This is a genomic window from Pseudomonas sp. NPDC086581, from assembly GCF_044746165.1.
Classification (GTDB): Bacteria; Pseudomonadota; Gammaproteobacteria; order Pseudomonadales; family Pseudomonadaceae; genus Pseudomonas.
Map to the genome: position 1 here is coordinate 151,974 of NZ_JBIVBR010000006.1, position 20,878 is coordinate 172,851.

At 65.5% G+C, this 20,878-nt stretch carries 21 protein-coding genes and 2 pseudogenes; 20 read left to right on the plus strand and 3 right to left on the minus strand.

Annotation, left to right across the window (positions count from 1 at the left end; genetic code table 11):
• Positions 1–5: 5 nt before the first annotated feature.
• The 6 genes from hslU to ACIPK7_RS14145 all read left to right on the plus strand — a co-directional run bounded on the left by hslU (position 6) and on the right by ACIPK7_RS14145 (position 7,797).
• Positions 6–1,346: an ATP-dependent protease ATPase subunit HslU gene (hslU, locus tag ACIPK7_RS14120; protein ID WP_045212875.1), complete on the plus strand. Its 1,341-nt coding sequence runs from the start codon at positions 6–8 to the stop codon at positions 1,344–1,346.
• Between the two features lie 92 nt (positions 1,347–1,438).
• The gene (locus ACIPK7_RS14125; RefSeq protein ID WP_401088382.1) at positions 1,439–1,810 is read left to right on the plus strand and encodes a gamma-butyrobetaine hydroxylase-like domain-containing protein; all 372 of its coding nucleotides are present in this window, start codon (positions 1,439–1,441) and stop codon (positions 1,808–1,810) included.
• Positions 1,811–2,307: 497 nt separating this feature from the next.
• Positions 2,308–3,987, plus strand: a complete 1,680-nt coding sequence (gene phaC, locus ACIPK7_RS14130) for a class II poly(R)-hydroxyalkanoic acid synthase (protein ID WP_401088384.1) — start codon at positions 2,308–2,310, stop codon at positions 3,985–3,987.
• Complete coding sequence (phaZ, locus tag ACIPK7_RS14135; RefSeq protein WP_401088386.1) at positions 3,984–4,988, plus strand: poly(3-hydroxyalkanoate) depolymerase; 1,005 nt, start codon at positions 3,984–3,986, stop codon at positions 4,986–4,988. The genes phaC (ACIPK7_RS14130) and phaZ overlap by 4 nt, the downstream gene beginning before the upstream one ends.
• Positions 4,989–5,327: 339 nt before the next feature.
• Positions 5,328–7,010: a class II poly(R)-hydroxyalkanoic acid synthase gene (gene phaC / locus ACIPK7_RS14140; RefSeq protein ID WP_401088388.1), complete on the plus strand. Its 1,683-nt coding sequence runs from the start codon at positions 5,328–5,330 to the stop codon at positions 7,008–7,010.
• Positions 7,011–7,182: 172 nt separating this feature from the next.
• Positions 7,183–7,797 carry a TetR/AcrR family transcriptional regulator gene (locus ACIPK7_RS14145; protein WP_192436040.1) on the plus strand — a complete coding sequence of 205 codons (615 nt, stop codon included), beginning with the start codon at positions 7,183–7,185 and terminating at the stop codon, positions 7,795–7,797.
• A gap of 78 nt (positions 7,798–7,875) precedes the next feature.
• On the opposite strand, the gene ACIPK7_RS14150 is transcribed toward ACIPK7_RS14145, so the two are convergent.
• The 3 genes from ACIPK7_RS14150 to ACIPK7_RS14160 all read right to left on the minus strand — a co-directional run bounded on the left by ACIPK7_RS14150 (position 7,876) and on the right by ACIPK7_RS14160 (position 9,689).
• On the minus strand, positions 7,876–8,823 hold the full coding sequence (locus tag ACIPK7_RS14150) for a phasin family protein (RefSeq protein ID WP_401088390.1): 948 nt from the start codon (positions 8,821–8,823) through the stop codon (positions 7,876–7,878).
• 10 nt (positions 8,824–8,833) lie between these two features.
• Positions 8,834–9,244, minus strand: coding sequence for a phasin family protein (locus ACIPK7_RS14155; protein WP_401088392.1), 411 nt, complete (start codon positions 9,242–9,244; stop codon positions 8,834–8,836).
• Between the two features lie 169 nt (positions 9,245–9,413).
• Entirely contained in the window at positions 9,414–9,689 is a 276-nt protein-coding gene (locus ACIPK7_RS14160) for a polyhydroxyalkanoic acid system family protein (RefSeq protein ID WP_024767449.1), read from the minus strand.
• Positions 9,690–9,830: 141 nt separating this feature from the next.
• On the opposite strand from ACIPK7_RS14160, the gene ubiE reads away from it, so the two are divergent.
• From ubiE to ACIPK7_RS14230, 14 genes and pseudogenes are all read left to right on the plus strand, one after another.
• The gene (ubiE, locus tag ACIPK7_RS14165; protein ID WP_192436043.1) at positions 9,831–10,613 is read left to right on the plus strand and encodes a bifunctional demethylmenaquinone methyltransferase/2-methoxy-6-polyprenyl-1,4-benzoquinol methylase UbiE; all 783 of its coding nucleotides are present in this window, start codon (positions 9,831–9,833) and stop codon (positions 10,611–10,613) included.
• Positions 10,610–11,236, plus strand: a complete 627-nt coding sequence (locus tag ACIPK7_RS14170) for an SCP2 domain-containing protein (protein WP_192436053.1) — start codon at positions 10,610–10,612, stop codon at positions 11,234–11,236. The genes ubiE and ACIPK7_RS14170 overlap by 4 nt, the downstream gene beginning before the upstream one ends.
• Positions 11,233–12,843 carry a ubiquinone biosynthesis regulatory protein kinase UbiB gene (gene ubiB, locus ACIPK7_RS14175; protein ID WP_401088395.1) on the plus strand — a complete coding sequence of 537 codons (1,611 nt, stop codon included), beginning with the start codon at positions 11,233–11,235 and terminating at the stop codon, positions 12,841–12,843. Before ACIPK7_RS14170 ends, ubiB begins: the two co-directional genes overlap by 4 nt.
• Positions 12,844–12,926: 83 nt before the next feature.
• A complete protein-coding gene (gene hisI / locus ACIPK7_RS14180; protein WP_138213084.1) occupies positions 12,927–13,340 on the plus strand; it encodes a phosphoribosyl-AMP cyclohydrolase in 414 nt (137 codons plus the stop codon).
• Positions 13,330–13,668: a phosphoribosyl-ATP diphosphatase gene (locus ACIPK7_RS14185; RefSeq protein WP_401088397.1), complete on the plus strand. Its 339-nt coding sequence runs from the start codon at positions 13,330–13,332 to the stop codon at positions 13,666–13,668. The genes hisI and ACIPK7_RS14185 overlap by 11 nt, the downstream gene beginning before the upstream one ends.
• A 27-nt stretch (positions 13,669–13,695) precedes the next feature.
• A complete protein-coding gene (locus ACIPK7_RS14190) occupies positions 13,696–13,944 on the plus strand; it encodes a twin-arginine translocase TatA/TatE family subunit (protein WP_401088399.1) in 249 nt (82 codons plus the stop codon).
• 3 nt (positions 13,945–13,947) lie between these two features.
• Positions 13,948–14,460: a Sec-independent protein translocase protein TatB gene (gene tatB, locus ACIPK7_RS14195; protein WP_401088401.1), complete on the plus strand. Its 513-nt coding sequence runs from the start codon at positions 13,948–13,950 to the stop codon at positions 14,458–14,460.
• Positions 14,457–15,251 (plus strand): twin-arginine translocase subunit TatC, encoded by a 795-nt coding sequence (tatC, locus tag ACIPK7_RS14200; protein ID WP_045212907.1) that lies wholly within the window; start codon positions 14,457–14,459, stop codon positions 15,249–15,251. Before tatB ends, tatC begins: the two co-directional genes overlap by 4 nt.
• Positions 15,248–15,955, plus strand: a complete 708-nt coding sequence (locus ACIPK7_RS14205) for a 16S rRNA (uracil(1498)-N(3))-methyltransferase (protein ID WP_401088403.1) — start codon at positions 15,248–15,250, stop codon at positions 15,953–15,955. The genes tatC and ACIPK7_RS14205 overlap by 4 nt, the downstream gene beginning before the upstream one ends.
• A gap of 184 nt (positions 15,956–16,139) precedes the next feature.
• Positions 16,140–17,132 (plus strand): annotated as a pseudogene (locus tag ACIPK7_RS14210) (methyl-accepting chemotaxis protein); the annotation flags it as partial.
• A 216-nt stretch (positions 17,133–17,348) separates the two neighbouring features.
• Positions 17,349–18,053 (plus strand): methyl-accepting chemotaxis protein, encoded by a 705-nt coding sequence (locus tag ACIPK7_RS14215; protein ID WP_401088585.1) that lies wholly within the window; start codon positions 17,349–17,351, stop codon positions 18,051–18,053.
• 326 nt (positions 18,054–18,379) lie between these two features.
• A pseudogene (locus ACIPK7_RS14220) lies at positions 18,380–19,468 on the plus strand (methyl-accepting chemotaxis protein); the annotation flags it as partial.
• Positions 19,463–20,326 (plus strand): methyl-accepting chemotaxis protein, encoded by an 864-nt coding sequence (locus ACIPK7_RS14225; protein WP_401088587.1) that lies wholly within the window; start codon positions 19,463–19,465, stop codon positions 20,324–20,326. The pseudogene ACIPK7_RS14220 and the gene ACIPK7_RS14225, both read left to right, overlap by 6 nt.
• 100 nt (positions 20,327–20,426) lie before the next feature.
• On the plus strand, positions 20,427–20,855 hold the full coding sequence (locus tag ACIPK7_RS14230) for a UPF0158 family protein (protein ID WP_401088405.1): 429 nt from the start codon (positions 20,427–20,429) through the stop codon (positions 20,853–20,855).
• The last annotated feature ends 23 nt before the right edge of the window (positions 20,856–20,878 follow it).

Here is a 20,878-nt window from a genome sequence, read left to right on the forward strand (position 1 = left end):
GTCAAATGTCCATGACTCCCCGCGAGATCGTCCACGAACTCAACCGTCACATCATCGGCCAGGACGATGCCAAGCGCGCCGTCGCCATCGCCCTGCGCAACCGCTGGCGGCGCATGCAGCTGCCGGCCGAGCTGCGCGCCGAAGTGACGCCGAAGAACATCCTGATGATCGGCCCGACCGGCGTCGGCAAGACCGAGATCGCCCGTCGCCTGGCCAAGCTGGCCAACGCCCCCTTCATCAAGGTGGAAGCGACCAAGTTCACCGAAGTCGGCTACGTCGGCCGTGACGTCGAGTCGATCATCCGCGACCTCGCCGATGCCGCGATCAAGATGCTCCGCGAGCAGGAAGTGCAGAAGGTGAAGTACCGCGCCGAAGACGCCGCCGAAGAGCGCATCCTCGACGCCCTGCTGCCGCCCGCGCGCACCACCGGCTTCGGTGACGAACCGGCGCGCGAGGATTCCAATACCCGCCAGCTGTTCCGCAAGCGGTTGCGCGAAGGCCAGCTGGATGACAAGGAAATCGACATCGAGGTCGCCGACATTCCTTCGGGCGTGGAAATCATGGCCCCGCCCGGCATGGAAGAGATGACCAACCAGCTGCAGAGCCTGTTCTCCAACATGGGCAAGGGCAAGCGCAAGAGCCGCAAGCTGAAGGTCGCCGAGGCCATGAAGCTGATCCGCGACGAGGAAGCGCAGCGCCTGGTCAACGAAGAAGACCTCAAGGCCCGCGCCCTGGAAGCGGTGGAGCAGAACGGCATCGTCTTCATCGACGAGATCGACAAGATCGCGAAGCGCGGCAACGTGGGCGGCGCCGACGTCTCCCGCGAGGGCGTGCAGCGTGACCTGCTGCCGCTGATCGAGGGCTGCACCGTGAACACCAAGCTGGGCATGGTGAAGACCGACCACATCCTGTTCATCGCCTCGGGCGCATTCCACCTGTCCAAGCCCAGCGACCTGGTGCCGGAACTGCAGGGCCGCCTGCCGATCCGCGTCGAGCTGAAAGCCCTGAGCCCGAGCGACTTCGAGCGCATTCTCAGCGAGCCGCACGCTTCGCTGACCGAGCAGTACACCGCGCTGCTGAAGACCGAAGGCCTGGACATCGAGTTCGCCGCCGACGGCATCAAGCGCCTCGCGGAGATCGCCTTCCAGGTCAACGAGAAGACCGAGAACATCGGTGCCCGTCGCCTGCACACCCTGCTCGAGCGCCTGCTCGAAGAGGTGTCCTTCGACGCCGCCGACCTCGCCAGCGAGCACAGCGACAAGGCCATCGTGATCGATGCGGCCTACGTCAACGGCCACCTGGGCGAACTGGCCCAGGATGAAGACCTGTCCCGCTACATCCTCTAAGCGATCCACATCGCTGCGACGGGGCGCCTCTGGGCGCCCCGCTGTTTTTCCGCCGGCGCTACAATGCCGGAATCGCCGTTCAGGAGCCGTCCATGCGCATCCCTTCCGCCATCAAGCTGCACAAGGCCTCGAAGAAGCTTTCGCTGACCTACGGGGAACAGTCCTTTGATCTGTCCGCCGAGTTCCTGCGCGTACATTCGCCATCGGCGGAAGTTCAGGGCCACGGCAATCCGGTACTGCAGGTGGGCAAGCTGAATGTCGGCCTGAGCGACCTGGAGCCGGCCGGGCAGTACGCGCTCAAGCTGACCTTCGACGACGGCCACGACAGCGGCCTGTTCACCTGGGACTATCTCTATGAGCTGTGCGTGCGTCACGACGATATGTGGGCCGACTACCTGGCGCAGCTGGAGAAGGCCGGCAAGTCACGCGATCCGTCGGAGTCCGTCGTCAAACTCATGCTGTAAACCTCCCCGCCCACTGCTTCTCTGTAGGAGCGAGCTTGCTCGCGAACAGCCCCGCAAAGGGGTTCGGTTCGCGAGCAAGCTCGCTCCTACAAGTTGTTCCCCGCCTCTCCCTCCACACCAACCTTCGTCGGGCAATCGCTCCAGGGCACGCCATTTGCAACATTCCCGTTGCAGACTGTCGCGTGCGTGGCTGCCGTCAGGGGATTGGCGAGATGCCCCCGCTCTAGGGCGCGTTTTCTAACTTTTCCCGACATACTCCGAGGAGTTGGCCCACGCTGCACCAGCTTGCGCGGCGAAGGAAACTCGGGTAACCAAGGCAGTGCAATGTACGGAGCTACAGTGCATAGAGCGTGGTTTCCTGATCTTCCAGTGATACCGCCAAGTAGATGAATCGCGTGGAGCCCTCTCCACGTTCCGCAACCCCGAGAAGTACTTGGCCATACGTCACGAAAGGTGAGCCCCGCCAGTATGTGTCTCAGGACAATGGAGCGTCGCCGATGACCCAGAAGAACAACAGCGATCTACCCCAGCAAGCCGCGGAAAACACACTCGCCCTGAATCCGGTGATCGGAATTCGCGGCAAGGACCTGCTCACTTCTGCCCGGATGGTGCTGCTGCAAGCGATCAAGCAGCCCTTCCACAGTGCCAAGCACGTGACCCATTTCGGCCTGGAGCTGAAGAACGTGCTGCTCGGCAATTCCGAACTCAAGCCCTCGGACGACGACCGTCGCTTCAACGACCCGGCCTGGAGCCAGAACCCGCTCTACCGCCGCTACCTGCAGACCTACCTGGCCTGGCGCAAGGAGCTGCACACCTGGATGGGCGAGAGCGACCTGTCGCCCCAGGACATCAGCCGCGGTCAGTTCGTCATCAACCTGATGACCGAGGCCATGGCACCGACCAACACGCTGTCCAACCCGGCTGCGGTCAAACGCTTCTTCGAGACCGGCGGCAAGAGCCTGCTCGACGGTCTCACCCATCTGGCCAAGGACCTGGTGAACAACGGCGGCATGCCCAGCCAGGTGAACATGGACGCCTTCGAGGTCGGCAAGAACCTGGCCATGACCGACGGCGCGGTAGTGTTCCGCAATGACGTGCTGGAGCTGATCCAGTACAAGCCGATCACCGAGAGCGTGCACGAGCGCCCGCTGCTGGTGGTGCCACCGCAGATCAACAAGTTCTACGTCTTCGACCTGTCGCCGGAGAAGAGCCTGGCGCGCTTCTGCCTGCGCAACCAGGTGCAGACCTTCATCGTCAGCTGGCGCAACCCGACCAAAGCGCAGCGCGAGTGGGGTCTGACTACCTACATCGAGGCACTCAAGGAAGCCATCGATGTGGTCCTGAAGATCACCGGCAGCAAGGACCTGAACATGCTCGGGGCCTGCTCCGGCGGCATCACCACCGTCACCTTGCTCGGCCACTACGCCGCCCTGGGCGAGAACAAAGTGCATGCCTTTACCCAGATGGTCAGCGTGCTGGACTTCGAGCTGGACACCCAAGTCGCCCTGTTCGCCGACGAGAAGACCCTGGAAGCCGCCAAGCGCCGCTCCTATCAGGCCGGTGTGCTCGAAGGCAAGGACATGGCCAAGGTGTTCGCCTGGATGCGCCCCAACGACCTGATCTGGAACTACTGGGTCAATAACTACCTGCTGGGCAACGAGCCACCCGCCTTCGACATCCTGTTCTGGAACAACGACACCACGCGCCTGCCCGCTGCGCTGCACGGCGAGCTGGTGGAGATGTTCAAGACCAACCCGCTGAGCCGCTCCGGCGCGCTGGAGGTGGGTGGTACGCCGATCGATCTCAAGCAGGTGACGTGCGACTTCTATTGCCTGGCAGGTCTCAATGACCACATCACCCCCTGGGAAGCCTGCTACCGCTCCGCGCGCCTGCTGGGCGGCAAGTGCGAATTCGTCCTCTCCAACAGCGGGCACATCCAGAGCATCCTCAACCCGCCGGGCAACCCCAAGGCGCGTTTCATGACCGGCCCGGAACTCTCGGTCGATCCGAAGACCTGGCAGGAAAACGCCAGCAAGCACGCCGACTCCTGGTGGCTGCACTGGCAGAACTGGCTCGCCGAGCGCTCGGGCAAGACGCGCAAGGCGCCGACTGCCCTGGGTAACAAAACCTATCCGGCTGGCGAAGCTTCCCCCGGAACCTACGTGCACGAACGATGAAAACAGAACTCCTCCCGCAAGCTGGCGCCGTGGACGACGCCAATACCCCAGAATCGTCGCTGGCCGTGGAAGTGGCTGCGCCGACGAGCCGGCGCGCGCGCAACAAAGCCAGCGCGGAGGAGATCCTGCCGAGCAAGGCGCCGGCGGCGCAGCGCTTCGAGTTCCGCACCATCGAACTCGACGGGCAGACCATCCGCACCGCCGTGCGTCCGGGCAAGAAACACATGACGCCGCTGCTGATCTTCAACGGCATCGGCGCCAACCTGGAACTGGTCTTTCCCTTCGTCGCCGCGCTGGACCCGGACCTGGAGGTGATCGCCTTCGACGTCCCCGGCGTCGGCGGCTCATCCACGCCCAGCACGCCCTACCGCTTCCCCGGCCTGGCGAAGCTGGCCGCGCGGATGCTCGACTACCTGGACTACGGCCAAGTGACCGCCATCGGCGTGTCCTGGGGCGGCGCCCTGGCGCAGCAGTTCGCCCATGACTACCCCGAGCGCTGCAAGAAGCTGATCCTCGCCGCCACCGCCGCCGGTGCGGTGATGGTACCGGGCAAGCCGCGGGTACTCTGGCGCATGGCCAGCCCGCGGCGCTATATCCAGCCATCCTATGGCGTGCATATCGCCCCGGACATCTATGGCGGCGCCTTCCGCCGCGATCCGAAGCTGGCCATGGCCTTCGCCAGCAAGGTGCGCTCGTCCGGCAAGATGGGCTACTACTGGCAGCTGTTCGCCGGCCTTGGCTGGACCAGCATCCACTGGCTGCACAAGATCCGTCAGCCGACGCTGATCCTGGCCGGCGACGACGACCCGATCATCCCGCTGATCAACATGCGCATGATCGCCTGGCGCATCCCCAACTCCGAGCTGCACGTGATCGACGACGGCCACCTGTTCCTGGTGACCCGCGCGGAAACCGTGGCGCCGATCATCATGAAATTCCTCCAGGAGGAACGGCAGCGCGCGATCATCCACCCCCGACCTTTCGCTCCGAAAGCCAGCTGAGGCCACCTCAAGCATCACCGCTTCGTCACAGTCGTTAGGCATCCTGCCTTGACCGATCGCTGCGCAGGCACTTTTTTAAAGAGCCGAACAACAAACAGGCGTGTTCACGGGTATCGACACGTAACGCCTGACTCGGGAACGGCGCTGCGGCTACCTTCTGGTGACCGCAGGGCAACCCCGCTGCTGATCGACTGCCCTGTTTTCGTGCAGTGGTCCTCTCGCGTCGATACCCGTGCATCCCCCTCGAACCGGCGACAGGCGTCTGGACCGGGAGTTTCCCGACTCCGGTACAGCCCTTGCTTCGCCCTTCACAGGTCGGAACTTTACGGAGTGCTGTTCATGCGAGAGAAAGCAGAGCCTGGTAGCGTCCCTGCCCCCACCCAGTACATGAACGTGCAGAGTGCGATGGTCGGCCTGCGCGGCAAGGACGTGCTGTCCACCCTGCGCATGCTGGCGCTGCAGGGCGTGCGCCGGCCAGTCCATTCGGCGAAGCACCTGGCGGCCTTCGGCAAGCAGGTGGGCAAGGTGCTGATTGGCGACTCGCCGCTGCAACCCAACCCGCAGGACGCACGGTTCCAGGATCCGTCCTGGCGCTTGAACCCGTTCTACCGGCGCACCGTACAGGCCTACCTGGCCTGGCAGAAGCAACTGCTGGCCTGGGTCGACGAAAGCGACCTGAGCAGTGACGACCGCGCCCGCGCGCGCTTCCTGCTGTCGATCCTCACCGACGCCGCCTCGCCGTCGAACACCCTGCTCAACCCACTGGCAGTGAAGGAGCTGTTCAATACCGGCGGGCAGAGCCTGCTCAAGGGCACGCAGCACCTGCTCGACGACCTGATGCACAACGGCGGCATGCCCAGCCAAGTCAATCGCAGCGCCTTCGAGATCGGCCAGAACCTGGCCACCACGCCCGGCGCGGTAGTGTTCCGCAACGAGGTGCTGGAACTGATCCAGTACAAGCCGATGGGCGAGCACCTACATGCCAAGCCGCTGCTGATCGTGCCGCCGCAGATCAACAAGTTCTACATCTTCGACCTATCGCCGGAGAAGAGCTTCGTCCAGTACGCCCTGAAGAACAATCTGCAGGTATTCATGGTGAGCTGGCGCAACCCCGACGCACGCCACCGCGAGTGGGGTCTGTCGACCTACGTGACCGCGCTGGACGAAGCTATCGACGTCTGCCGCTCCATCAGCGGCAGCCGCAGCGTCAACCTGATGGGCGCATGCTCCGGCGGGCTGACCATCGCCGCACTGCAGGGCCACCTGCAGGCGCGCCGGCAGCTGCGCAAGGTCGCCAGCGCCACCTACCTGGTGAGCCTGCTCGACAGCCAGGTGGAGACCCCGGCCGCGCTGTTCGCCGACGAACAGACCCTGGAGAGCAGCAAGCGCCGCTCCTACCAGCACGGCGTGCTGGACGGCCGCGACATGGCGAAGATATTCGCCTGGATGCGCCCCAACGACCTGATCTGGAACTACTGGGTCAACAACTACCTGCTGGGCAAGCAGCCGCCAGCCTTCGACATCCTCTACTGGAACAACGACAATACGCGGCTGCCCGCCGCGCTGCACGGCGACTTCCTCGACTTCTTCAAGCACAACCCGCTGGCCCGCCCCGGCGCGATGGAAGTCAACGGCAGTGCCATCGACCTGAAGAAGGTGGCGGTGGACAACTTCCATGTCGCCGGCATCACCGACCACATCACCCCGTGGGACGCGGTGTACCGCTCGGCCCAGCTGCTGGGCGGCGAGACCCGCTTCGTGCTGTCCAACAGCGGGCATATCCAGAGCATCCTCAATCCGCCGGGCAACTCCAAGGCCTGCTACTTCGAGAACGGCAAGATCAGCTCCGATCCGCGCGCGTGGTACTACGACACCAAGCGCCAGGAAGGCAGCTGGTGGCCGCTGTGGCTGGAGTGGATCCAGGAGCGCTCGGGCGAGCGCCGGCCGGTGAGCTTCGAACTGGGCAACGCCGACTACCCGCCCAAGGAGGCCGCACCGGGCACCTACGTGCACGTGCGCTGAGGCCAGCATGGAGCGGGCAACCCGTTGCGGGTTGTTCGCTCCGCGCCCCCACTGGCACTGTTCTGATTTCCTACAGGCCTGCCAACACCTCGAAAGTTTGCGCGTCGGCAATTGCGGGCCACCGCTCAGCGAAGCTATCGTCGGCCCCACTGCGGCTGGAAACTGAACACGGATGAAAACGCGCGACCGGATTCTCGAATGCGCCCTGCAGCTGTTCAACGAGCAGGGCGAGCCCAACGTTTCAACCCTGGAGATCGCCACCGAACTAGGCATCAGCCCCGGCAATCTCTACTACCATTTCCACGGCAAGGAGCCATTGGTACTGGCGCTGTTCGAGCGCTTCCAGGACGAACTGGCGCCGCTGCTCGACCCACCGGAAGACGTACGACTGGGTGCCGAGGACTACTGGCTGTTCCTGCACCTGATCGTCGAGCGCCTGGCGCACTACCGCTTTCTCTTCCAGGACCTCTCCAACCTAGCCGGGCGCCTACCCAAGCTCGCCCGAGGCGTGCGCGCCTGGCTCAACCAGCTCAAGCGCACCCTGGCCACCCTGCTGGCGCAACTCAAGGCGCAGGACGAGCTGGCCAGCGATACCGAGGCCCTCGGCCAGTTGGTGGAGCAGATCACCCTGACGCTGCTGTTCTCTCTCGACTACCAGCGCATCCTCGGCCACGAAGGTGACGTCCGCCAGGTGGTGTTCCAGGTGATGATGCTGGTGGCGCCGCACCTGCGTCCGGACTCGCAGCTGATCGCCGAGCGGCTCGCCAGGCGCTACCTCGCGCCCTGACTTATCCCTGCAGGCTTTTGTCTTGAGAGAATGAAAACGCCCGGCGCGAGGCCGGGCGTGGGTGTTGCAGCAGACCGATCAGGCCTGGGACAGCGGCGGCGTCGCCGGAGCAGCGGCGGACGGCGTCACAGCCGGTGCGGCGGCGGGAGCCGACGGTGCCGGAGTGGCGGCCGGAGCGGCTGCCGGCTTCGGAGCTACCGGCTTGGCGGCGGCCTTGGGCGCGGCGGGCTTCTTCACGGCAGGCTTCTTCGCCGCGGCAGGCTTGGCTGCAGGTTTCGCAGCGGCAGGCTTGGCGGCGGCAGCCGGTTTTGCAGCGGGTTTGGCAGCAGGCTTCGCGGCGGCTTTCGCTGCAGCGGGCTTGGCGGCCGGTTTCGCGGCGGGCTTGGCCGCAGCCTTGGCAGCCGGCTTCGCAGCAGGCTTGGCAGCGGGTTTTGCGGCAGCCTTGGCAGCCGGTTTGGCGGCGGCTTTGGCAGCGGGCTTGGCGGCCGGCTTCGCTGCAGGTTTGGCAGCAGCCTTGGCAGCCGGTTTGGAAGCCGCGGTCTTCACAGCGGGTTTCGCGGCCGGCTTGGCGGCGGCTTTCGCTGCGGGTTTGGCGGCGGCTTTGGCGGCCGATTTGGCGACGCTGACGCCAGTGAGCTTCTCGATCTGCTTGGTGAGGCTGTCGACCTTGCTGTGCAGGTCCTTCACTTCACGGCTGCTCGGTACGCCTAGGCGCGAGATCGCGCTGTTCAGGCGCTTGTCGAAAGCCTCTTCCAGCTCGCCCCACTTGCCGATCGCGGCGCCCTTGACGGCATCGACGCGCGCCTTCGCGGAACGGGTGGAAGTCTTCACCGCACCCTCGACTTCGGTCTTGGCCAGTTTTTCAGCCTTCTCGCCGTCCTTGACCAGGGTCTCGAACACCTTGCTGCCGTCCTTGCTGACCTTCGAGTAGGCCCCCAAGCCAGCCAGCCAGATCTGCCGCGAGTATTTCTCGATCTCGCCGATCCAACTGGACTCTTTTTTATCGGTAGTTTTTTTGCCAGCCATCCTGCTCTCCTTATTGGGTTCTCGCGACACGCTCGAGCACTGCGCTCAGCTCATCCAGCTTAGCAGAGAGCGCCTCCACATCACGCCTGGAGGGAATCCCGATTCGATTGAGGGCGGAGGACACGCGCGCATCGAACGCTTCTTCGATCTTCTCGAAGTTCAGCTTGGCCTTGACGCTGTGCAGACGGCCCTTGACGGTGTCGTTGGCGGCATCGATCTGGGTGCTCACCAGGTTACGGCCCTTCTTCTCGACGGACTCGCCGGACTTGACCAGCTCCTTGAAGTACTCGCTGCCTTCGGCGCCCACGCGAGCATAGGTACCCAGGCCGGCGAGCCAGATCTGCCGGGCGTAGTGCTTGGCATCGGAGTAGAGGGAGGATTCGAGTTCTGCGACTTTCTTCTTGCTGACAGCCTTGGCCATGGTGGCACCTCACAGGGTTCAGATTCGATGATGTCGAAAGCTGCCCGCATCAGGCGGGACTGTGAGCCAAGGTATCGGGGAAAATTAGAAAACACATACCAGGCTTTGCAGGAAGACTGGCGCCACCCGAAAACGGCAAGGCCCCGCGGGGAACGGGGCCGGTAGGGAGTCAGGCCAGGGCCTTGTCCAGCGCGCGCTCGATCTCGCCCTTGAGCAGGCCGCCCATGGCCGAGAGCATCAGGCCCAGCTTCACGTCCACCGCGACCTTGTCCGCGCCCACTTCAATGCGCCCATCCACGCCGCTGCGCTTGAACAGCAGGGTGTCGCCCTGCCACTCGCTGCTCACGCCGTGCTCGCGGCCGAGCTTGTCGGCAAGCTTTTCCGCCTTGGCGCGAGCGGCTTCGAGGCCGAGGGAGTGGGAACGTTCGACGTGGATACGGGACATGCTGGAACTCCGCGATTGACTGACCCTGCCGATCATACGCGCCGCGCCGTATCGCCGCACCCCGCTGCCCGGGTGACCGGGGCGGCGTTTTCCGTGCTTCCTGTTAGAATGCCCGCCACTGACTTCCAGGGTACAAACGCCATGAGCGAACCGCGCAAGCCCCAAGCCGGCCAGGACGGCGCCGATCCCACCACGCACTTCGGCTACAAGACCGTGCGTGAGAGCGAGAAGGCCGAGAAGGTCGCCGAAGTATTCCACTCGGTCGCCGCCAAGTACGACCTGATGAACGACCTGATGTCCGGCGGCATCCACCGTCTGTGGAAGCGCTTCACCATCGAGCTGTCCGGCGTGCGCGCCGGCAATCGGGTGCTGGACATCGCCGGCGGCACCGGTGACCTGACCCGCCAGTTCTCCCGCCTGGTCGGCCCGACCGGCGAAGTGGTGCTGGCCGATATCAACGCCTCGATGCTCAAGGTCGGTCGCGACAAGCTGCTCGACAGCGGCGTGGCCGGCAACGTCAACTTCGTCCAGGCCGACGCCGAGAAGCTGCCGTTCCCCGACAACTATTTCGACGCGGTCACCATCGCCTTCGGCCTGCGCAACGTCACCCACAAGGACGCAGCCATCCGCTCCATGTTGCGGGTGCTCAAGCCCGGCGGCCGCCTGCTCGTGCTGGAATTCTCCAAGCCCACCAGCAGCCTGCTGTCCAAGGCCTACGACGCCTACTCCTTCACACTGCTGCCGCTGATGGGCAAGCTGGTGACCAACGATTCCGAGAGCTACCGCTACCTCGCCGAATCGATCCGCATGCACCCCGACCAGGAAACGCTGAAGTCGATGATGGTGGAGGCCGGCTTCGACCGCGTTACCTACCACAACATGACCGGCGGCGTGGTCGCCCTGCACCGCGGCATCAAGCCCTGATGAGCCTGCTCCTGCAGGCCGCCCTGGCCAGCGCCGAAGCCACCGTCAACCGCGTGCTGCGGCTCGACGGCGTGGCCCTGCGGCGTCTCGGCCGGCTCGCCGGCAAGGTGCTGGAAGTGGACTGCCAGGCGCCCGCGCTGCGGCTGTTCATCCTGCCCGACGCCGACGGCCTGCACCTGGCCGCGCACCATGAGGCGCCAGCCGACTGCACCCTGGTCGCGCCCGCCGGCAGCCTGCTGCAACTGGCCCTGGCCAAGGACAAGACCCGCGTCCTGCACAGCCCGGAAGTGACCATGGGCGGCGACAGCGCGATGCTGCTGGAGCTGGCCGACATTCTCCAGAGCCTGGAGCTGGACTGGGAATACGAAGTTTCCCGCTGGCTCGGCCCGGTGCCCGCGCACCTGCTCGGCGCGCGTCTGCGCGGCGGCATGGCCTGGGCCGGCGACAGCCTGGAAAGCCTGCGCCTGAGCCTCGCCGACTACCTCGCCGAGGAAAGCCGCAGCCTGGTCGGCCAGCACGAAGCCGAAGCGCGCTTCGCCGAGCTGGACCAGTTGAAGATGTCCCTCGACCGCCTCGACGCGCGGATCAACCGCCTGACCCAGAAGATCAAGCCTGACGCATGAAGCTGCTCGCCATCCGCCGCCTGCTGCGCATCCAGCGCGTAGCCATCCGCTACCGACTGGACGACATGGTCCTCGAACTGCCCTTCCTGCCCTGGTGGCTGCGCCTGCTCGGCGGGCTGCTGCCCTGGCGCTGGCTGCCGCGCAAGCCGCTGGACCTCAGCCGTGGCGCGCGCATCCGCCTGGCGCTGGAGGACCTCGGGCCGATCTTCATCAAGTTCGGCCAGATACTCTCCACCCGCCGCGACCTGCTCCCCGACGACATCGCCCTGGAGCTGGCCTTCCTGCAGGACAAGGTGCCGCCCTTCCCGCCGGAACAGGCCGTGGCGCTCATCGAGCAGCAGCTGGGCGCGAAGATCGAACAGGTGTTCTCCCGCTTCGAGCGTGAACCGCTGGCTTCCGCTTCGGTGGCGCAGGTCCATACCGCGCAGCTGAAGAGCGGCGAAGAAGTGGTGGTTAAGGTCATCCGCCCGAACCTGGAGCCGGTGATCCGTTCCGACATCGCCTGGCTGCACATCCTCGCCCGCACCGCCGAGCGCATCTCCGCCGACGCCCGCCGCCTGCACCCGGCCGAGGTGGTCAGCGACTACGAGAAGACCATCTACGACGAGCTGGACCTGCTGCGTGAAGCGGCCAACTCCTCGCAGCTGCGCCGCAACTTCGAAGGCTCGCCGCTGCTCTACGTACCCCAGGTCTACTGGGACTGGTGCCGCCCCAAGGTACTGGTGATGGAGCGCATCTACGGCATCCCGGTGACCGACCTGGAAACCCTGCGCGACCAGCGCACCGACTTCAAGGCGTTGGCCGAACGCGGCGTGGAGATCTTCTTCACCCAGGTGTTCCGCGACAGCTTCTTCCACGCCGACATGCACCCCGGCAACATCTTCGTCAGCACCCGCACACCTTGGAGCCCGCAGTACATCGCGGTGGACTGCGGCATCGTCGGCAGCCTCACCGACGAGGACCAGGACTACCTGGCGCGCAACCTGATCGCCTTCTTCAAGCGCGACTACCGCAAGGTCGCCCAATTGCACATCGACTCGGGCTGGGTGCCGGCGGAAACCAAGGTCAATGATTTCGAAGCGGCGATCCGTACCGTGTGCGAGCCGATCTTCGAGAAGCCGCTCAAGGACATTTCCTTCGGCCAGGTGCTGCTGCGCCTGTTCCAGACTGCGCGGCGCTTCAACATGGAAGTGCAGCCGCAACTGGTGCTGCTGCAGAAGACCCTGCTGAACATCGAGGGCCTCGGCCGCCAGCTCTACCCGGAGCTGGACCTGTGGACCACCGCGCAGCCCTATCTGGAGCGCTGGATGCGCGAGCGCATGAGCCCCGGCACCCTGCTGCGCAATGCCCAGCAGCACATCGAACAGTTGCCGCATCTGGCTCAGATGACCCGCGAAACACTGGAGCGGCTGTCCCATGACCCCGATCCGAACAAGCGCCTGGTCATCGAGACGCAGGGCGCTGGCACCGCCGCCTGGCCGGCGCGGCTGATAGGCGCGGTACTGGTCGCCGGCGCCGCCGAGACCGGCCTGGCCACCCACAGCCTCGCGGCCTGGCCGGCCTGGGCGATGCTGGCCGGCGGTCTATATCTGATTCTGCGCCGATAGCCAGTCGCCGCGGTGGCTGGCACACTTGACCGCTATACGAAGTGGCTCCGGGCATCCCACATGCCCGCTGTACGGAACCCGAGATGAAAGACTGGCTGGACGAAATCAACTGGAATGCCGATGGACTGGTGCCGGCGATCGCCCAGGACCATCGAACCGGCCGCGTGCTGATGATGGCCTGGATGAACCGCGAAGCCCTCACCCTCACCGCCGCCGAGAATCGCGCCATCTACTGGTCGCGCTCACGCGGCAAGCTCTGGCGCAAGGGCGAGGACTCCGGCCACGTGCAGAAGCTGCACGAACTGCGCCTGGACTGCGACGCCGACGTGGTGATCCTGATGGTCGAACAATTGGGTGGCATCGCCTGCCACACCGGCCGCGAGAGCTGCTTCTACCGGGTGTTCGAAAACGGCGCCTGGCAGACCGTCGACCCGGTCCTGAAGGACCCGGATGCCATCTACTCCCACGTAGGTACAGGAAAACCCCATGAGCACTGATACCCTCGCCCGTCTAGCGGAAGTCCTCGAAGCGCGCAAGAATGCCGCACCGGACAGCTCCTACGTGGCCAGCCTGTATCACAAGGGCCTGAACAAGATCCTGGAGAAGGTTGGCGAAGAGTCGGTGGAAACCATTCTCGCCGCCAAGGACGCCGCCACCAGCGGTGACTGCACGGACCTGATCTACGAAACGGCCGACCTCTGGTTCCACTCCCTGGTGATGCTCTCCGCCCTCGGCCAGCACCCTCAGGCGGTACTGGACGAGCTGGATCGCCGCTTCGGCCTTTCCGGGCACGACGAGAAAGCCGCGCGCCAACCGTCTGCCTGAACCCGACAACTTTGCGAGGAAAACAAGATGGGCATCTTTGACTGGAAACACTGGGTCGTCATCCTGATCGTCGTGGTCCTGGTCTTCGGCACCAAGCGCCTGAAGAACCTCGGTTCGGACGTCGGCGAAGCCATCAAGGGCTTCAAGAAGGCGATGAACACCGAGGAAGACGAGAAGAAGGACCCGAACGCTGCCGCTGGTACCCCGCCGCTGAATCAGCCGCACACCATCGATGCCCAGGCGCAGAAGGTCGAAGAGCCGGCGCGCAAGGACTGATTCATGTTCGGTATCAGCTTCAGCGAACTGCTGCTGGTGGGCCTCGTCGCCCTGCTGGTGCTCGGCCCCGACCGGCTGCCGGGTGCCGCACGCACGGCCGGCTTGTGGATCGGCCGACTCAAGCGCAGCTTCAACGCCATCAAGACGGAAGTGGAGCGCGAGCTGGGCGCGGATGAAATCCGCCGCCAGCTGCACAACGAGCACATCCTGCAGATGGAACAGGAAGCCAAGAAGCTGATGGCGCCGCTGACCGACCTTCAGGACCAGGCGCGGGAAACCTTCAACCCGCAGCAGCCGGCCCAGCCCGACGGCCAGAACGCGCCTGTCGAGCCGCCTGCGGCGCCGAGCATCGCGCCCAACAGCCGCCTGAACAGCCTGCCGGGCGCGGGCCTCGCGCCTGCCCCCGCGGAGGCCGCCGCACCGCAGGCACCGGAAGCCGGCCGCCCGAGCCAACCGACTGAACCGACTGGCGCGAGCCAGCCGCCCGCTTCGTCCGAGACGCCGCGTACCCCATGAGCGCCGAAAAACCCGACCAGCCCGAACACGACCAGGAAATGCCCCTGGTCTCGCACCTGACCGAGCTGCGCACGCGCCTTCTGCGCTGCGTAGTCGCGATCTTCGTGATCTTCATCGGCTTGCTGTACTTCTCGCAGAAGATCTACGCGTTGGCCTCGGAGCCGCTGCGCCGCTTCCTGCCCGAAGGCGCGACCATGATCGCCATCGACCCGGCGTCGGCCTTCCTCGCGCCGCTGAAGCTGACCATGATCGTCGCCGTGCTGTTCGCCATGCCGGTGATCCTCGCCCAGGTCTGGGGTTTCATCGCACCGGGCCTGTACAAGCATGAGAAGCGCGTTGCCCTGCCGCTGCTGGCCTCCAGCATCGTGCTGTTCTACGCCGGCATGGCCTTCGCCTACTTCCTGGTGTTCCCGTTGATGTTCCACTTCTTCCTCGGCTCCGCCCCGGAAGGCGTGACGCCGATGACCGACATCAACAGCTACCTGGACTTCCTCACCCTGCTGTTCGCCTTCGGCGTGGCCTTCGAGATTCCCGTGGCCACCGTGCTGCTGGTGTGGATCGGGGTGGTCAACGTGGCCTACTTGAAGAAGATCCGCCCCTACGTGATCATCGGCTGCTTCGTCGTCGGCATGATCCTCACCCCGCCGGACCCGCTGTCGCAGACCCTGCTGGCCGTGCCGATGTGGTTGCTGTTCGAGGCCGGCGTGCTGTTCAGCCACCTGATCCGCAAGCGCGGCCCGGAAGAGGAAGAAGAGTCCAAGGGCGACCAGCCTCCGGCCACCCGCTCGTGAACCTGCTGCTGCTCGACGACGCCGACTTCGTGGCGGCGGACCGCGTGATCCTGCGCGACCGCCGTCTGACCCATATGCAGGAAGTCCACCGCGCCGAAAACGGCGACCGGATGCGCGTCGGCCGCCTCGGCGGTCTGATGGGCGAAGGCCGCCTGCTGCGCCTGGAAGCCAACGAGGCCGAGTTGCAGGTCAGTTTCGACCAGGCCCCGCCGGCCAAGCTGCCGCTCACCCTGCTGCTTGCCCTGCCCCGCCCGAAGATGCTCCGCCGCGTGCTGCAGACCGTTGCCGCCATGGGCGTGCCGCGCCTGGTGCTGCTCAACAGCTACCGGGTGGAAAAGAGCTTCTGGCAGACCCCCTTCCTCGACCCCGAGGCCGTGCGCGAGCAACTAGTCCTGGGTCTGGAACAGGCCCGCGACACCGTGCTGCCCGAAGTGATCATCGAGAAGCGCTTCAAGCCCTTCGTCGAAGACCGCCTGCCCGCGCTGGCCGCCGGCAGCCTCGGTCTGATCGGCCACCCTGGCCCCTGGCCCGAATGCCCAAGGGCGCTGAGCGAGCCGGTAACCCTGGCCATCGGCCCGGAAGGTGGCTGGATTCCCTACGAAGTCGACAAGTTGCGCGAAGCCGGTCTGAACCCCGTGCAACTGGGCGAACGCATCCTGCGCGTCGAGACCGCCGTGACCGCGCTTTTGGCACGCCTGTACTAACGGGAAATGGCTAGAGGCCAGTAACCACGCGGCCTCCAGCGTGAACCACCAGTCAGAAAATTACCGCAAAACCCTTCAGTTCCCCGCAGCGAAGCCGATATCAGCGGTACCGGTCGTCCCCACTCTGCGCATTTCCTGCTCAGCCATGCGTACCGGCCCTGTTCATCGCTGGAGCGCCGCCTTCATGTTTCGCTGGTTCAACAACCTGACTGTCAAACTCAAACTCGCCTCGGGCTTCGGCCTGGTGCTGCTGCTCACCCTGCTGATCGCCCTGACCGGCTGGATCAACCTGGGCAACGTGATCGAACGGGGCGACAAGCTCGGCGAGATCTCCGAGCTGATCGCGATCGCCAAGGACCTGCGCATCGCCCGCCTGAAATTCCAGTCCACCCGCGCACCGGAGGATGCCAAGGCAGTGGTCGATACGCTGGACCAGCTCGATGCACGCCATCGTTCATTGAACGAGCGGTTCACCGAGGCCGAGGATCGTCGTGTCATCGACCAGCAACACGAGCTGAGCGTGGAGTACCGCAAGCTGTATACCCAACTGCTGAAGTCCTATGAAGAGCGCGACGCCGCCAAGCAGGTGCTGATCCAGGCTGCCGGCGCGGTCAGCGAAGGCATGCAGAAGGCCGAGCAGAAGCTGGTCAACAGTGCCAGCGCGGAAGGCCTGCAACACCTGCAGGACCTCGCCGGCCTCGGTCGCAGTGTCATGCAGGCGCGCCTGCAGGTCATGGCCTACACCAGCACCGATGCGCAGAACCTCGAGCAGCCCGCCTTCGCCGGCCTGCAGAAACTGATCGACGGCGTGAAGAGCGATATGAGCACTTCGCCGGCCGAGCTGAACGGCGAGTTCCGTGCCACCCTCGACGCGCTGGAGAGCTACCGCAACGCGCTGACCAACTACCGCAACGAGGTCAACGACAGTCAGGCCGCCCGCGACCGCATGCGTGACGCCGGCCAGCAGATCGAGAAGCTCAGCGCCGAGCTGACCACCACCCAGACCGCCAAGCGCGACGCCGGCGTTGCCCAGGCCAAAACGCTGCTGGGGCTGGCCGCGGCAATTGCCCTGGTGCTGGGCAGCATTGCTGCCTGGATCATCACCGGGCAGATCGTCAATCCGCTGCGCGACGTGCTGAGCCATGCCGAGCGCATCGCCGACGGCGACCTCAGCCGCGACATCCCCACCAACCGTCGCGACGAACTGGGCCAACTGCAGAAGAGCATGCAGCGCATGAACCTGTCTCTGCGCGAGCTGATCGGCCGCATCCATGACAGCGTGACCCAGATCGCCAGCGCCGCCGAGGAGCTGTCCGCGGTGACCGAGCAGACCAGCGCCGGGGTGAACAATCAAAAGGTCGAGACCGACCAGGTCGCTACCGCCATGAACGAGATGGCCGCCACCGTGCAGGAAGTCGCGCGCAACGCCGAGGAGGCTTCCGAGGCCGCCTCCACCGCCGACCGCCAGGCCCGCGACGGCGAAGGCGCAGTGACCGAAGCGGTGACCCAGATGGATCGCCTGGCCGGTGAAGTTGGCCGTACCAACGAATCGGTGCTCAAGCTCAAGCGCGAAAGCGAGAAGATCGGCAGCGTGCTGGATGTGATCAAGGCGGTCGCCGAGCAGACCAACCTGCTGGCGCTCAACGCCGCCATCGAAGCCGCCCGCGCGGGCGACGCGGGCCGTGGTTTCGCTGTGGTGGCTGATGAGGTGCGCGGCCTGGCGCAGCGCACCCAATCCTCCACTGAAGAGATCGAGGAGCTGATCGCCGGCCTGCAGAGCGGTACCCAACAGGCCGTGCAGATGATGGAAACCAGCCGCGACCTGACCGTCAGCACCGTCGACCTGACCCGCCGCGCCGGCGAGCGCCTGGGCGCCATCACCCGCACCGTGTCGACCATCCAGTCGATGAACCAGCAGATCGCCGCCGCTTCCGAACAGCAGAGCGCGGTAGCCGAGGAGATCAACCGCAGCGTGATGAACGTGCGCGATATCTCCGAGCAGACCGCCGCCGCCAGCGAGGAAACCGCCGCCTCCAGCGTCGAGCTGGCACGCCTGGGCAACGAGCTGCAGGTACTGGTGAGCCGCTTCCGCGTCTGATCCGGCCCCACCACGAAAAAGGCCCGCGCACTGCGGGCCTTTTTTATTCACCGACACTCCCGGACACCGCCCAGCGGCTTTTCGTAGGAGCGAGCTTGCTCGCGAACCTACTCCGCTGCGGGGCCGGCTCGCGAGCAAGCTCGCTCCTACAAGAGCCCGCACACTGGAAACATCGCTACTAATTCCCGCTTCAGTTTCCTATTTCGCCGCCGATAGCCTCTGACGCACGAAGATGCGTCCCGACAATTCCGCCTCGCCTCTGCACACTCGTTCTTGCCAGCCACGGGCCGTCGATCCCGTGGCGACGCCTGCCTGGAGTTTTCGACATGTACGATTGGCTAGTGGTACAGCTGGGACGCCTGAACGTCAGCCTGAAGCTGGTAGTGGGCTTCGGCATCCTCCTCTTCCTCACCCTGCTGGTTCTGCTCAGCGGCCTGCACAGCCTGGACAACCAGGCCGAGCGCGGCGGGCAGATGGCGACCATCACCGAACTCAACGACCTCAGCCAGCAGGCCAACCTCGCCCGCCTGCAGTTCGAACTGGGCGGCGACCACAGCCAGGCCGAACGCGTGGAGCAGCACAGCACGAAGATGCTGGAGCTGATCGAACAGCGCCTGAAAGGCAGCGACATCGACGCCAAACAGCTGGAGGCTGCACGCCAGGCCGTCAGCCAGTACCGCGAAGCCTTCACCGCCCTGACCCGCGCCGTCGATCAGCGCACGCAGGCCCGCGGCACCCTGGTGGGAAGCGCGCAGAGCGCCCTGCAGGCTTTCGAAGCTCTGGACAAGCAACTCTTCGAGCTGCTCGCCGAACAACCCGGCGACGCCCAGTTGCTGCATGGCGCGCAGGCCGTTGGCCAGCTGCACCAGCAACTACTCGTGGTGCGCTACCAGGTGCGCGGCTACGTCTTCGAACAATCGGCCAGCGCCGAGCAGGCCGCGTTTACCGCCTTCGACAAGCTGCGCGACACCGGCACGAGCCTGCAGAGCCAGTTGCCGGCCATCGCCGCCGACGGCCTGGGCACTGCGCTCAAGGACCTGCAGAACTACCGCAGCGGCATCGAGCATTTCCGCGAAGGGGTGAACGCCACCCAGCAGGCACGCAAGGCTCTGAGCGGCGCCAGCGAAGCGCTGCTCGCTGCCGCCAGCCACCTCTACGATGACACCCTGGCGCGCAACGATGCCGAGACGGCCGCGGCCAAGACCCGGCAAATCCTCATCGCCGTGCTTGCCCTGGCCTTTGGCTTGCTCTCCGGCTGGGCGATCAACCGCCAGATCGTCCGCCCTCTGCACGAGGCCCTGGAACTGGCCGAGCGCATTGCCCAGGGCGACCTCTCCCAGGGTCTGTCACGCGACCTCAACCTGCAGCGCAGCGACGAGCTGGGCCAGTTGCAGCGGGTGATGCTGCGCATGCGCGAAAGCCTGGCGCAGCTGCTCGGCCACATCGGCGGCAGCGTCAGGCAGCTGGCCACCGCGGCCGACGAACTCTCCGCCGTCACCGAGCAGACCCGTGACGGCGTAAACAGCCAGCGCGTGGAGACCGAGCAGGTCGCCAGCGCCATCCATGAAATGGCCGCCACCGTGCAGGAAGTCGCGCGCAACGCCGAGCAGGCTTCCGCCGCCGCCCAGCAGGCGGACCAGCAGGCCCGCGAGGGCGACCAGGTGGTGCAGGACGCGGTGAACCAGATCGGCCGCCTGGCCACCGAGGTGGATCGCTCTGCCGAGGCCATGGAGCTGCTGCGCAAGGAAAGCGAGAAGATTGGCAGCGTGCTCGACGTGATCAAATCGGTGGCCGAACAGACCAACCTGCTGGCGCTCAACGCCGCCATCGAGGCCGCCCGCGCCGGCGAGGCCGGGCGCGGTTTCGCCGTGGTCGCCGATGAGGTGCGCGGCCTGGCCCAGCGCACGCAATCTTCCACCGCCGAGATCGAGGGCCTGATCGCCGGACTGCAGCGTGGCGCCCAGGAAGCGGTGACGCGCATGGACGACAGCCGCCGCCTGACCGGCAACTCGGTCGAACTGACCCGCCGTGCCGGCGAGGCGCTGGGTGTGATCGCCCGCACCGTGGCCGACATCCAGGGTATGAACCTGCAGATTGCCTCGGCCGCCGAAGAGCAGAGCAGCGTCGCCGAGGAGATCAACCGCAGCGTGGTGCAGGTGCGCGAGATTGCCGACCAGTCCGCCGCCGCCAGCGAGCAGACCGCCAGCTCCAGCACCGAGCTCGCGCGCCTCGGCAACGAGCTGCAATTGCAGGTGGGCCGGTTCCGCCTGTGAGGCGCCAGTCGGTCGGTGCGCCCGCGCCGGCCGACATTGGCAGGACAGCTGTCATGCGCATGGCGTAGGATCGGTCACTCGCCATATAGGGAGAGTGACCATGCGCCCGCTGACCATCGACCTCGACGAACTGGCCTTCGCGCTTGATACCCAGGGTATCGATCACTACCTCGATCTGTTCAGCGGCCAGGTGCTGCTGATCCCCGAAGAAGACCCGGACCCGGAACTGGCCGAGTTGCTGCACCGCGAGCCGGAACGCCTACTGCCCATCGACCCGCTGAGCAGCGGCCAGTCGCTGGACCTGATGCGCGACTTCCTGCGCGAAGTGTCCGAACCCCACGCCTATTCCGCCCTGGCCAATGCCATCGAGGGGCGCAAGCCGTTCAAGGCTTTCCGCCATGTGCTGATGGGTTACCCCGAGCTGCTACAGGCATGGTACGTCTACCAGGGAGAACGCCTGCGCGAATGCGCGCTGGACTGGCTGGCCGACAACCAGATCCAGCCGGCCGGGCGCGGCGCGATGCTGTAGTTCGCAGGTTCGCGAACACCGAG